The sequence below is a fragment of the Fibrobacter sp. HC4 genome, assembly GCF_023373925.1.
Lineage (GTDB): Bacteria > Fibrobacterota > Fibrobacteria > Fibrobacterales > Fibrobacteraceae > Fibrobacter.
In genome coordinates this window covers 91646-104486 of the sequence record NZ_JALCZV010000005.1, presented here as the reverse complement: position 1 = coordinate 104486, position 12841 = coordinate 91646, and the positions used below count along the sequence as shown (strand labels likewise).

At 48.4% G+C, this 12841-nt stretch carries 11 protein-coding genes; 4 read left to right on the top strand and 7 right to left on the bottom strand.

The window, feature by feature from the left end:
• Nucleotides 1-32: 32 nt before the first annotated feature.
• The 4 genes from MMG03_RS04780 to MMG03_RS04765 all read left to right on the top strand — a co-directional run bounded on the left by MMG03_RS04780 (nucleotide 33) and on the right by MMG03_RS04765 (nucleotide 4914).
• Nucleotides 33-1337: a hypothetical protein gene (locus MMG03_RS04780; protein WP_249505759.1), complete on the top strand. Its 1305-nt coding sequence runs from the start codon at nucleotides 33-35 to the stop codon at nucleotides 1335-1337.
• Nucleotides 1338-1487: 150 nt separating this feature from the next.
• Nucleotides 1488-2708 carry a hypothetical protein gene (locus MMG03_RS04775; RefSeq protein WP_249505758.1) on the top strand — a complete coding sequence of 407 codons (1221 nt, stop codon included), beginning with the start codon at nucleotides 1488-1490 and terminating at the stop codon, nucleotides 2706-2708.
• 8 nt (nucleotides 2709-2716) lie between these two features.
• On the top strand, nucleotides 2717-3277 hold the full coding sequence (locus MMG03_RS04770; protein ID WP_101479631.1) for a hypothetical protein: 561 nt from the start codon (nucleotides 2717-2719) through the stop codon (nucleotides 3275-3277).
• 95 nt (nucleotides 3278-3372) lie between these two features.
• On the top strand, nucleotides 3373-4914 hold the full coding sequence (locus tag MMG03_RS04765) for a nitrilase-related carbon-nitrogen hydrolase (RefSeq protein ID WP_088658591.1): 1542 nt from the start codon (nucleotides 3373-3375) through the stop codon (nucleotides 4912-4914).
• Here the strand turns inward: MMG03_RS04765 and MMG03_RS04760 are convergent.
• From MMG03_RS04760 to MMG03_RS04730, 7 genes are all read right to left on the bottom strand, one after another.
• Entirely contained in the window at nucleotides 4911-5552 is a 642-nt protein-coding gene (locus MMG03_RS04760) for a DedA family protein (protein WP_073157180.1), read from the bottom strand. The genes MMG03_RS04765 and MMG03_RS04760 overlap by 4 nt on opposite strands.
• Nucleotides 5553-5649: 97 nt before the next feature.
• On the bottom strand, nucleotides 5650-7266 hold the full coding sequence (locus MMG03_RS04755) for a tol-pal system YbgF family protein (protein ID WP_249505757.1): 1617 nt from the start codon (nucleotides 7264-7266) through the stop codon (nucleotides 5650-5652).
• Nucleotides 7267-7322: 56 nt separating this feature from the next.
• Nucleotides 7323-8888 carry a hypothetical protein gene (locus tag MMG03_RS04750; RefSeq protein ID WP_139258200.1) on the bottom strand — a complete coding sequence of 522 codons (1566 nt, stop codon included), beginning with the start codon at nucleotides 8886-8888 and terminating at the stop codon, nucleotides 7323-7325.
• 8 nt (nucleotides 8889-8896) lie between these two features.
• The gene (locus MMG03_RS04745; RefSeq protein WP_073157171.1) at nucleotides 8897-9523 is read right to left on the bottom strand and encodes a hypothetical protein; all 627 of its coding nucleotides are present in this window, start codon (nucleotides 9521-9523) and stop codon (nucleotides 8897-8899) included.
• A gap of 1 nt (nucleotide 9524) precedes the next feature.
• Nucleotides 9525-10850, bottom strand: a complete 1326-nt coding sequence (locus MMG03_RS04740) for a hypothetical protein (protein ID WP_249505756.1) — start codon at nucleotides 10848-10850, stop codon at nucleotides 9525-9527.
• Nucleotides 10850-12136 (bottom strand): hypothetical protein, encoded by a 1287-nt coding sequence (locus MMG03_RS04735; RefSeq protein WP_249505755.1) that lies wholly within the window; start codon nucleotides 12134-12136, stop codon nucleotides 10850-10852. Before MMG03_RS04735 ends, MMG03_RS04740 begins: the two co-directional genes overlap by 1 nt.
• Complete coding sequence (locus MMG03_RS04730; protein ID WP_073157163.1) at nucleotides 12133-12840, bottom strand: hypothetical protein; 708 nt, start codon at nucleotides 12838-12840, stop codon at nucleotides 12133-12135. Before MMG03_RS04730 ends, MMG03_RS04735 begins: the two co-directional genes overlap by 4 nt.
• Nucleotide 12841 lies beyond the last annotated feature (1 nt).

The window sequence follows — 12841 nt, the reverse complement described above, 5'->3', positions numbered from 1 at the left end:
ATAATGTATTTTTAGAGGAAAGAGGTTTATTTATGAACAAGAAGATTATTGCTGGACTTGTGTCTGCTGCTGCAGTAGGTACCTTCTGGGCTTGCGGTAGCGGTAATATCTATGAAGCTGATTCTGATGATCAGGTTATTTCCGCAACCTTTGTTAGCCCCTCTAAGACCGATGCCGAAAACGACTCGATGGTTGTTTCTGGCCTTATCAAGGTCTCCAAGGAAAAGTGCCAGGCAGACCCGGAATGCGCTGCAGCCTATGTGCCTTACCTTAGCGGTCAGGAAGTTGTTGCTCCCACATCTTCCGCTAGCGAAGTTCCCAATAATGGCAATCAGCCTCTGGTAGACATTTCCTCTTCTTCCCGTGTGATTGGTGGCAACCCTGTATCTTCTGCCACTATCAATACCGGAACTGATCCTGTCGCCAGCTCTACCTCTGGTGGTGGTAGCACTATAACTGGTCTGGGTACCTGTGCCGAATCAACTGGCAAGACCTCCATTACCAAGGGTGAATCTGTTCGATTCAAGGTGACTCCTAATGGTGCTGCCCTGCCTGATCCTATGGCTATTGTTAGCGCCACTTATGAATGGCACTATAACAGTGGTACTCCCGATGGTTCCGGCGACGGCAAGAAGACTAGTGATAACATCACCTTTACCGAGTCCGGTGACGCAGACGTTTCCGTGACCATTTATGCAGGTGGAGAATCTGAAACTATTCCTTGCCCGCTGCATATTAATGGTGACCCCATCACTGGTTGCGAATGTACCACACCAGAAAAAACTGTTGACTATACTGTTTCTCCGGAAGTGGCTTGGACTGCAGGCGGTTGTATTTCTGCTGGTCATACCCTCAGCTACTACTGGGATAATGCTGAAGGTACTACAACCTTTGCCAAGACTTTTGCAGAAGCTCAGCTGGGTTATGCTCCCAAGCTTGTGGTCAAGAGTGACGACAATTCCCTGGTTGAAGTGACTTGCCCCGCAGTGAAGACTACCAAGGGCGCTGAATACGAACTTGTGTTTACCGATACTTCTGTTGAACCGGAAGATATCACTGTTCCTAATGAGGCTTGCATTGTTGTGAAGGGAACCTGGAATCAGGGACATAATCCTCCGCTGAAGATGCTTTGCGACATTGTTAATGCTGAAGCTAGTTGCTCCATGACTTTAACTTATGGCACGGAAACTGTAACTAAGGCTGGTTCATACTCCTTAAGCAACGTGACCTTGGAAATGACACCTGCTCTTACTCAGGGGGAATATTCTGCTCCGAGTATGGTTTGCGTAAACTTTACTGGTGGTTCTGCTGCTAAGTGCAAGTTGGGCATGTACTAATTTTAGATAAATTGGTTTTAAAAAGACCGGCTCCTCTGGAGTCGGTCTTTTTATATCCGGTTAGACGTTTTCTATTGCTTTTGTAATTATATTTTAACTATAGAAGTAGAAAACCCCGCTGTATAGAATTGACTAAAACCAGGAGGGTCCATGTCTAGAAGTTTTGTAGCTTTGCCGATTATACTGGCCGTATGGGGATGTTCTGATTTTACGGAAGATCTTTCTGACGGAAATTATCAGAAAAATTTTGTCAGTTCCCTGGATGAACTGACGTCTCATTCTTGTACGTCCAAGAACGAGGGGGAAATCATTATCATGAGTAATCCTGACAAGGTTTCCTTTTCGTACCAGTGTGAAGATGGAAAATGGGTTGGCGATGAGGGCGATGAAGTCGCTGTGAAAAAGTCTAGCGATTCCAAGGCGTCTTCCAGTAGCAAGGCCAAATCATCCAATTCGGCTAAGGAGGAATCTTCTTCGTCTGTATTGTCTATCGACGATATCAGTTCTTCTTCTAGGGTTGTATTAAATGGAATGAGTGAGCCTGTCTTGGGCGTCTGTGCCCCTGTTGATGGCAGTACCACCATTGGTAAGGGAACTTCTGTTGCTTTCAAGTTTACGGCAGATGGTTCCCTGATTGAAGATCCGGCTCTTTTGACTACGGCGACTTACGAATGGGATTATGGTGATTTTGAAATTTCCGAAGATTCCGAAAATGGAAGAACTAGCAGTAAGGTCCTCTTTAGTTCCGGTGGAAATCATAAGATTCATGTGATCGTTTCTATCGGCGATAAGGTGCAGACTGTAGCATGTCCCGTTCATGTGAACGGTGTGCCGATTTCTGGATGCTCATGTAATTCTGATGCTAAAGTGGTGAATTATCAAGAAACTCCCGAAGTGACTTGGTCTGTTTCGGGTTGCAGAACCGAGGCGGCTTCCCTGACTTATGCCTGGGATGGCAGGCCGGCTGGCGATGATGTCAGCTATACCAAGACTTTTAATGAACCTCGGACTAGTTATGCTCCCGTGCTGACGGTCAACAATTCCGACAATACCCAGATGGAAGTACTGTGTCCTGGCGTGAAGGTGACTGAAGGTGCTGAGTATCAGATGGATGGACATGAAAGGGTGGAGTTTCCGGCGGGAGATTTTAGCGTGCTTATGACGGCGCCGAAAGAACGTTGTACCGATAGTTTTGGAGCCGATTTTTACTGTAGCTTCGAAGGCGGAGACTATTCTATCATGGTCGTAGATGGCGAGGAATACGAAGTTTCGTATTTTCATTCGGTGGATTTGCCTTGTGATAAAGCCACGGGGGATTATAGTCTTTCGCTTCGGCTGAGTGCTCCTGCTTTGTGTAGTTTGATGATGTAAGGGGTTGCATGAAGTGGCGGTATGGAATAGCGGCTGTTTCCGTGGTGCTGGTGGCTTGTTCTGAAACGACCCTTAAGGCGGACGAGTTTGAGGAATATTCTTGCCAGACGGAAAGTTCTTCATCTGAAGAGGAGCCTTTAAGCAGCTCCGTTTCGGAACTTGTCTTTGTCCGCTCTTCTTCCAGCCTGCAGGATAATTTAACCAGTAGTTCCGCTGAATTTTCTAGCAGTAGTTCTAATATTGAAATCCCGATAGAATCCTCGGCTGCAGTTTCGTCTAGTTCCCATTCGGTGTTCCGCATTACAGGTTGCCTGTGCGAGGCTGCCGCCACTGAGGTGGATTTTGAGACGAATCCCTCTGCCTCATGGTCGGTAAGCGGTTGTGAATCTGACGCCTCTATAGAACACTATGAGTGGGGCGATTTGTCTAGTAAGGGCCCCTTGGCTCTATACTACTTCTCCTATGTTGGGGAGTCTGTGGCGCCTAGGGTTGTCGTATATGATAGCGATATGAATTATGTTATTGTCAGCTGTCCTGAAGTCCGAGCTGTAAATAAGGATGGTTTGTAGGCGTTATCCTAAACTTCGTTAAAAATACATTTTTCTTACTTTTTATTACATTCGTAGTTATATTAGAGGATGTGTAAAGGGTTGAGGTGTCTTAAATGAAGTTTATCCAGAGTTTCCTGAAACGTTTTACGTCATACGTTGGAGAATACGGCAAGTCAAATCTACCGTTGCTGCTGCTGGTGGTGGGCTGCGTGTTTATGTTCTTGCCCTCGATGTTCCCGGACTTTAAGGTTTTGTATGTCCTGGGTGTCTGGATCTGGCCGTTCTGCTTTCTGTACTATTGCCGTCTGAGTGAACATCGCTTTAGCCAGGCCATTCTCTATATATTCTTGGCCGTGGGCCTGTGTGTCCGTTTTTATGGGGTTCTTGGTGTGGGGCTTGAAAAAGAGTGCCTGGTATTTACGGCTTTGCAGGCTTGTCTTTTTTGGGTTCCTTTTGCATGGGACGTTCGCTATTGTGTTAAGGAGGCTCCCTTTGTCAATACGCTGGTTTTCCCCACGGTATACGGTACCTTGAACCTTGTTTTTTCGGCTTGCGATCTTATTCCCCTGAACAACTTATCCTATGCCCAGTACGACAATAGGGCCATATTCCAGGTTTTGTCTGTTGTGGGGGAATTCGGACTTACCTTTCTTATAACTTTTGTGGGTTCCGTAGCCGTATACGTGATTATGCATTGGAACCGTGATGGTGCCAAACGTATAGGACTTGGCATGTTGCTAGCCTTGGTGGCCATGCATGCCTGGGGCATTTTCCAGATGGCTCATGATGAATCGTCTGATACGGTGCGAATTGCCCAGGCAATTGGGCCTAAAGTCGATCAACGCAAGGATGGTAGCTGGGAAACCTTGAGTTACGAACGTTATCTCCGTAGCTTTAACACGCTTGCAGAATCGGCTTACCGTGAACGTGCGCAGATGTTGGTTTTTAGCGAGGAGGCCTTTGCCGTTGCAGATTCGAGTGAGGGTGATTTTATTGCCAATGCCTCGGAGTATGCCCGTAAATTCAATATGCCCATCTTGCTGTCCCTAGGTGTCTATGATACGGATAACAGCCGAGAAGGGCTCTTCCAGAACAAGGTTGTACTGATAAATAACCAGGGAAAGATTTTATACGAGTATAACAAGCATAAACCTGTTCCCCTGGTAGAATCCTTTGATCTGGATGTGGGGCGTGAAAAGCTACCTGCGGTCCCTCTGGAAATAGGGGGGAAGGCCCATATTGTTTCTTTTGCCATTTGTTACGACGGCAATTTCTCGGATTTTCTTAGACCCCTGGATCCCAAGGTTCAGTTACTCTTTATTCCGTCATGGGCTTGGGATGGTATAAATGATTTTCATTACAGATCCTTGGCGGTTCGCGCGGTGGAACACGGTGTGAATCTGGTTGTGACTTCCTATGATGGCGTTTCGCTTGTCAGCGACGAGTACGGCCGAGAGGTCAATCGGAGACCGTTTAAGGATGTGGGATACGATAGGCTGTTTATCTCTGACGTTCCTACGTCTGCCCATGAAACAGTGTATGCCAAAAACGGCGGATTTTTGAACTACGTCTACTTGATTCTATCGTTGATGTTCATTGGGCTTGGTGCCCGACGTACTAAGGATGGAAGTATCGAGGAACAGGCTGGTGCCTAGTCCTGCTTGTTGTCGCCCTTTTTCTTGTTGGGCTTGACAGCGTTCCAGACCATATAACCGATAAATAGAACGCCAAAGGCGAGAAGTGCAATTCCCAACTCGGAGTTGTACTTTTCGATGATATCCTTCTGACCGTGAGCCAAGTAGCCAAGGAAGGCCAGCACGCAGTTCCAGATGGTTGCGCCCAGGAATGTGAAAATGGCGAAGGGCAGAACCTTCATGCCGGCGATGCCTGCGGGAATGGAAATCAGCTGACGGATCACGGTGATGAGACGGCCGACAAAAGTGGAAATGACGCCGTGTTCACGGAAATAATCTTCGGCTTTCTGAACCTTCTGAACGTCCAGAAGCAGGAAGTGGCCCAGGCGGCTGTCTGCGAATTTGTAGATAATGGGACGACCCAGGAACTTTGCCAGATAATAGTTGATGAATGCGCCGATCATGGCGCCGATGCTTGCGAAGAGCACGATCAGTACGATGTTCAGACCGGAATCGGGCTGGAGAGCCTTATAGGCTGCAGGGGGAACTACCAATTCAGACGGGAACGGGATGAAAGAACTTTCTACGGCCATGAGGAGGGTGATTGTGCCGTAGTTCAGGTGGGCGTTGTACCAGTCGATAATCAAGTTGTAAATCATGGTAGGCAAATATAGAAAAGCTAACTGTCTAGATTATGACAATAAGAAAAAGCGCAGCCATAAGGACTGCGCTTTTAAATTTTTTAGAACAAGTTAATTACTTCTTTTTCTTGCCCTTGGCTTTCTTGGAAGCTTTCTTGTCTTTCTTGGCTTTCTTATCCTTCTTGTCCTTCTTGCCACTCTTCTTGGACTTGGACGGTGCCGGTTCTTCTTCTTCTTCCTGTTCGACAACTTCCTGTTCCGGTTCGGCCTCAGGTGTGGTGTCGTAGGTTTCGCCAGTCTGGTATTCGATCACAGAAGATTCGCCAGAAGCTCTCTTGATGGCTTCCTTTGCTTCGTTGACGTATCTGCCGTCGGGGAAACGCTTCAGGTAGATTTCGTAGTCCTTGACGCGGTTGCCTGCCTTAACCAGTTCGAAGATTCCGGTTTCGGCTTCGTCGCGGAAGGCTCCGTTGGGATTGTCATTCAAGTAGGCGAGGAATGCCTTGAAGGTGTTCTGTGCCTGGATGACGCGGAACTTGTCGTATTCGCTGAGAGAGCGAAGCTTGGCTTCAACTTCTGCACGGCGCGGAGAGTCCGGATAGTATTCGATGAACATCTGCAGCATTTCGGGGTCGTTGCTAGCCATGACCTGATCGAAACGGCCGTCTTCCTGGCGTATCTGGTATTCCTTAAGTTCAACCTTGCTGGAGTCCATGGTGGCGTAGAGCTGTTCCTTGGTGGCCAGGTCTGCAGGGTGGCAGAAGGCCAGGTAGCTTTCGAGCACGTCGGTGAACTGAGTACGAGTAAATGCTTCGCTCATGTCGGGCAGGTTGCCGTCATCGTCGAGGTAGAAGCGGTAGTCGCGTTCAATGGCCATGCAGTCCCAGTCAGACAGGGTGTCCTTGACTTCGCTGTTCTGACGGAGTACGTCGTCGCGGTCATGGAGCTTGAAGCGCATCTGGCGGTCACGGCGGCTTTCGCGGCCGAAGTCCAGAGAAATTTCCAGGCCGACGCGTACAGGCCATTTGTACTCAACCTTGGTCATGGTCAGGTCGGAGTAGGGAGACGGGCTTGCACTTGCATCCTTGGTACGGGCTGTAATGTCTTCGTAGGGCATGAATTCCTTGCGGACATTCAGGCCGATCTTCAGGTCCACGTCCTTGAACACTTCGGTGATGCGGTATTCCAAAGCGCCAGAGACAAAGGCCGTATTGAGAATTTCGGTGTGGGTTTCGGTGTTGCCCAGATAGTCGTCATAGAACGAGAAGAAGTGGAAGCCGAAGCCGCCGAGAACGCGGAGGTCCAGGTCGCCGACCAGGTTTACGGAGAAACCGGCGAGGAAGGACGGAGCGTAAGTCATGAAAGACAGTTCGCGGTCGTTCTGTTCGCCCTTGCGCTTGCCACCATTCACTTCATCGGGAACGGTGTATTCGGGACTATCTTCGATGGTACCGAACTGGATGGAGTTGACTTCCACACCCAGCCAGATAGTAAAGGGAATATCGGCCTTCCAGAAGGGGGTGATGAGGGGAGACCAGAGTGCACCGGCAGAGATGGGCACTGTCATGACTTCAGCATCGATACCTTCGTCTAGGATGCCGTTTTCACCCTTAAAGTTCAGGAAAGCGGGCTCACCCTGCACATAGAGCTGGGTACGCCAGTTGGAACGTTCAAAGTCTGCGGCCTGTGAGGCGGCAGCGATAAAAGACAAAATTGCAAATATTTTACGCATCAGTGTAAATCTAATTTTTTATTACAGTTGTCGTGGGGCGATTTTGAGGATAATGGCTAAAAAGTGAGTAAAAAACCTACTCCAAACATTAATATCCCAGTTCCAATTAGGGATCCGCCGACAGTTAACTTGCGGTCGCCCTTCTTGACCAGGTCGTGGTTCTTGTTCACCTGGGCCTGGTAATGGCTGCCATTTAACGTCGAGGGAATGTTTAACTGGTCTTTGATGTGGCGGGCATCGTCGTAATCCTGGTTGGCGAGATAGGATAGAAGTGCTCCTGCCAGCAGGGGGGCGATGGACGAACCCATCAGGACCTTGCCTATGAAGTTCTTTTTCTGTTCCTTGACCCATGCATTCTGGATTTCCATTTCAACGGGGGTTGTAATGGGTTGCAGGGTGACATTTACACTGGTCGGGTCTGTGGGACTGGCATAGAAAGAAACAAGTGTGTCCTTGAAGCCCTCTTTACGAATTTGAATAAATGAACTGCCAATGTCGTTTAGGTCGAATTTGTTGGGGGACTTTCCAATGGCGTGTGAGGTGGGGGAAATGGGTGAGGATCCTGCGTAAATGTAGGCCCCTTCGGGAATGGTGAATACGCGAAGTTCCGGTTTGACCTTCTTTAGCTTTACAGAAAGTTTTGTGGTGTCATAGGGAATCGGTTTGATGGTCTTCTTTGCGCCCCAGATTTGGCTATTGACTTTCCAGTAGGCGTAGATATCAACTTTTTCGGTGTCCTGGAGGGCGAATGTGCAGGGTGTCTTACAGATGTCGTCCTTGCCGGGGATGGTAATTGTGGCACCTTCCGGTTCCGATTCCAACTTGACGTAGCTGACGTTTCTTTTCTTGGTGGGGAGCGGTTCTCCCTTGAGTTGTTTGATGAAGTTGGAAAGTTTGTTGTCGGTAATGGCGTCGCCTAAGCCATTGAAAACAGAGAGGTTTACGGTTGCGGTAAGGGGCTTTGCCGTTGAATCGGTCAAGTCGAGATGTGTCATGTAGAGTGTCAGGGAATCCTGGCTTGCGCCGGCAGAGATGCTCCCCTGGTATACGGAGGCTGCTCCGTAGAGTGCCAGCGAATCCTTGATGCAGGCGGAACTTCTGCAGTAACCGAATTGAGTCCTGTTGGCGACGACAAGGGGTGTTCCTGATTCCTTGATCAGCTGGAGTAATATTGGAGAAAGCTGTGCATCGAGAGCTGAATCAATGGATCTTTTTTCTAGGGCTACAAAGATGTGCTTTCCTGCCACGGAGTCCAGGAAGGTGGGCTGTCTTTGTTCTTCGGATTGTTCGGTGGACGCCTCGGTAGATTGTTCCGGGAGTGCTTCCTGGGAAGAATCTGCCTGGGTGGCTGTGGTGTCTGCGACTTGTTGGGCTTTGGGATTCAATAAGTCATTGCCCTGTTCGTCAACAATGCTCTTGAATCGGTTCTTGGCAATCTTGATAATGGTAAACTGTCCCTTGATGTTTCCGCCAAGGAGGACTGAATCCTGTTGGATGCCGATAAACTGGGCGTATTGAGTGACGCCGGAAACCAGGTCGACCTTGGCTCTAACGCCGTGATCCTCGGCAGCGAACAGGAACGTGATGCCTGCAGTCAATAATAGAAGAAGAATTTTTTTCATAGAAATGCCTAGAACGAAAGGATGAATCCTAAGGTGAGCAGAGTGGCGCCTGTTGCGAGGCCTGCGATAGTTGTCTTGCGTGCGGTTTTTGCCTTGTCTCTGGAATCACGGAAGTCCTGTTTTGCATTTTCATAGGACTGTGAATGTATCCGAGTTTTTTCTAGAGTCTTCTTGGCATCTTCGGCGCGGGATATCTGGTAATAGGTGACAGCACCTGCAATTCCGCTAACGAATAGGGGGATTGCCGAGCCGATCATCATCTTGTATCCGAAACTGCGACGACCCCTCTTGGCGACAATGTCGTTTTGTTCCTTGATCAGATTGTCGTCATAGGTGGGGTGCAGGGATACGATCAGGTAGGAAGTGTCTTTTGGAGAAAGTGTAACTCGGATGGTGGTGTCGGTGAATTCCGGACGGAACAGGTGCAGTAAAACTTCTCCCATGAGAGCTTGTTCTTCGGATACGCTGACAAATGCTGATGAAACATAGTCGGGCTTATCTGCAAGGTCTGGCCTGGAGGTGCCGATATAGATATCTGCATTGCTGGGGATTGTAGATACATGCAAAAGCTTTTGAGCATGAGCTCCAGTAAACAATGCCAGAATGACGAGTAGGGTCGAGAGTATGGTTTTCATCTTAGAACCCCTCCCTAAGGAATGGCCCGCTAATGACGACCTGTTCGTTGATGTTTTCTAGAACCCAGTATGTATTTGGGAACGGATTGTTGGCGTAGTCTTCGCCTTCGATAACAATGGAACAGGAATATTTACAGGGGTTTGGTATGGCGAGTAGGGAATTCCGGAAACTGTAGGTTAGATTGTCTGACCCTGATGTGACCCGAATCTTTGCGGGATTTACTCCAGAACCCATATCGATGACGTTGAAGTAGATTGTGTCTGAATGGGCTGCGCTAGTTTTGTTTGGTGCCAGTTGCGGAGGAATATCATCCGTAAAGTAAATGGTGCTTGCCGTAATGGCTGTACTCTCGGGAATGTCTACTTCTTGCTTGTTTGCTGTGTATTCCGGTCTGCTAATGTCGCGGGCGTAAATGTGTAGACCTGTCTGGGCCTCCACGGGAACCTGAATTTCGGAGTGAGATTCACTATTCGTAACGACTTGCAAGGTGTCGCCTGCAGCATTGGTCAGGATGATTTCTGTGTTGACCGTCTGATCGTAGGAGAAACCCCTATAGATGACCGGAATGGTCAATAGGGATTGCTCTTCGGTTTTAGTGGTAAAACTAAAGACATCTGTAGTTGTCGTATAGCCCTTGCCTGCATCGTTTGTGACGAGCATGCTGACGGCCCAGTAGACCGTGTTACTTGGAAGGTCTTCGTTTACGATGCCTTTGAGGCTGATATTGTTGTTGCAGTCTGTGGTGCCTAGGGAACTGGCCCAGATGTCATCCTTTTCATCGCTGGCGTAAATGGTGCAGTAAGCTGTTTCCCATGGATCCAGCCCCTCGGTCTTCCAGCGGAGGGGAATGCCCTTTTCGTTGTTTCGTTCTACTTGGTTATAACCGTTAGCGGGATATTCCAGCTGAATTCTATTGGGTGTGTTGACTAGAACTTCAAAATGAGTGCGAACGGTGTCTCCGTATAGGTCTACTGTTTCAAGGAATCCTTTTTTTATTCCGGATGAAGTGAAGGCGTATTGGAACGATTCTATGTTGAAGAACTGACCGTCAAGTTCCCAAAGCAGACTGGCGTATAGAGAACTAGCCTCGTTGACGGGTTCGTCGTTGAGGGTGTACCCTGCATAAAATTTGTAGGTCTGGTTTGCTTCCAGATAGATGGTGTCGCCGATGACGTAGTGGGAACGGTTGTCGTTCGATAAACTTGCTCCCGATGGTAGCACGTACACCTGTTGGCTAAGAACGTTCTCTGGTTCTCCGATAAGGGCGTCGCTGCCACATGCGACCAGCATACAGGCGAGAAGCGGTAAGAAGGATAGCTTTCTCATTATGGATCCTCTCTGTATGTTTTGTCGGAGTACAGATAAAAGTTCCGAGTGCTCTTGTTTCCGCTCTGATCGTAAACTTCAATGGATAGAATTCGGTAGGTCCATGTGCTGGAGATGGGCATTATCACCTTAAGGGTGTCTCTACTAATGTTGTAATCCAGGATGATGTTTCCGTCAAGCTTTGCAGAACTTGTGGAAAGTACGACGTTGCCTCCGCCATCCTTTAAGATGAAATTCAAGGTGTCCTGGAGGAGGAGGGTATCTTTATTGTCGATGGAAGAAATTGTTGGGGGCGTGATGTCGGCGAACTGCAGCGAATCAAGGCTGTATACCTGATTTTCCTTAAGGGAAATTTCCCTTATAATTGGCTGTAAGTCGGGAGTGTCGCTGGCAGATACGATGAATGTTATTTTGCCTGGGGTGATTGGCTTGATGTAGAATCTTCCTGCGGAATCGGCGTGAAATTCCTTTGCCCTGTACAGAGTGTCGCCGGAATTGCTGATAATCGTGACTTGGATAGATTGGGGAATCTGTTTAGACGGGGGAATGACCGTAGCGAGAATTCCACTTTCGTTCGAAAGGCCGGCGGTATAGAACTCACCCTCGATGGATTGCGAGGATTTCATATCCAGTTCGTTGTAGGCCGATACAGACCAAGTGTATTTGGTGAGCGGAGCAAGGCCTTTGTTGTAGCTGAAAGTCGATGAACTTAGGATTGTGTCCAGAATGATGCCGTTGTCTTTTTGGGATGTCGGGAAGGCTTCTTTTAAGACGAAGTGGTAATATGTATCCCAGTATCGGTCTTGTTCTGTGGTGTACCAGGAAAAGTTGATGTCTTCGTTGGGTGGAATTTCCTGGGTGCTGTTTGCCGGAATGATTTTTTTCAAGTTCAGTGTGGGAGGAATGGCTGCATAGAGGGTGATTGTGTCGCTGATGGTATCGCCAAAGAAGTCTACCAGGACGAATGCGACTTTATGCAGGCCGGGTGTCTTGACTGAAGCCTTGAAACTATACTCTGTGGCAAAGGGTGTTCCGTCAAGGGTCCAGAAGATATCCTGGCTGCGAATGGCTTTAGATGGATATACAGAAGACAGAAAAATCAGGGAATCGTTGGGGGCGACAGTGTCGTTCTTGATTCGAACGGAAGTTTCGTCAAAGGTCTGTGTGATGAAGGCGTCTACCCGGACTTCCTGGTGGTCGCGTTCGTCAAAAATATAATTGTCGGAATTGGTGCAGGCGACAATTGCGATTGCAATAAGGGCGGTGAGGAGGGAGGCTATTTTCACTGTTTACCTCCGGAAGATTCTTTAACGTAGAACGTCCTTATGGAAGTGGTATCGCTATCGCCCAGGGGATCGGTCACAATGACTCGGAAAGAGTGCTTGCCCTTTGCAAGTCCCGATTGCCTGATTTCATTGAGTTCACCCACTGCATAATTTGTGTGGTCGATTGTAATCACATGTTCCAGCAGCTGGTTCCTGTCGTTGTCGCTACTGCTCCACTTGAAAAGAAAGGCGGTGTGGCGATCCCCGATTAGAGTGTCTCCGTCGGAGGGAATGGTTGTCTCGCTCAACATAGGGGGTGCATTGATAATAACTGTGAATTCCCTCTCGATGGAATTGCCGTCTTGATCGTGAATGACGACCTTGTTCGGGATGCGGTTAGGATTTGTCTGCCCTGCTAGGGCATTTTTTGAGGATATGGGGAATGTCCGTCCACTATCAATAAGTTCCTGATCGTTATACCAGTAGTAGGAAACATCATCTTTATACTTGCTGGGTCGAACCTTTGCAATTAGAGCCGAGGACTCATTGGAATTGATTTTTCGAAGGGTGGAGTCCTGCTTGCCGAATTGTTCTACGACGACAGACGCGCCTGTGATGACCGAAGAGGTGCTTGGGGCGTCGGGAATGTCTAGGCATGCGACAAGAAGTGCTCCCATGAGGATGGCGGCACCTGCGTTAAATAGGGCGAAAAGTAGTTTTCCCATA